Here is a 417-nt window from a genome sequence, read left to right on the forward strand (position 1 = left end):
GTCCGAGATAGACCGCATCGTTGGCAGCGTTCCGGGCGGCGCTGCCAACGTGCAGGAAATCTACCCGCTGGCGCCCCTTCAGGAAGGCATTCTGTACCACAACCTGACGGCTGAGCAGGATGATCCTTACCTGCTGCAATTGCGTTTGAACTTCGACAGCATGGCTCGTCTGCAGAGCGTTGCCGCAGGCTTGCGCAAAGTCATCGCCCGCCAGGACAGCCTGCGCACCGCCGTGATCTGGGAAGGCCTGGAAGCGCCGCAGCAAGTAGTCTGGCGGCATGCCGAACTGTCAGTCGAGGAAGTCTCTGACCTTGCACATCCGGCCCCGATGGACCTGGGCCGTGCGCCACTAATACGGCTGGATTACAACCGTGACCCGTCGCGGGAAAGCATTTCTGCCACGCTGCTGTTTCATCA

1 protein-coding gene is annotated in these 417 nt (G+C 60.9%); it reads left to right on the forward strand.

Annotated elements, in window-relative coordinates:
• Window positions 1-417, forward strand: a 417-nt coding sequence (locus EE949_RS12985; RefSeq protein WP_241152853.1) for a condensation domain-containing protein, incomplete at both ends; no start/stop codon positions are given.

The organism is Pseudomonas viridiflava, from assembly GCF_900602065.1.
In the GTDB taxonomy this organism is placed as follows: Bacteria; Pseudomonadota; Gammaproteobacteria; order Pseudomonadales; family Pseudomonadaceae; genus Aquipseudomonas.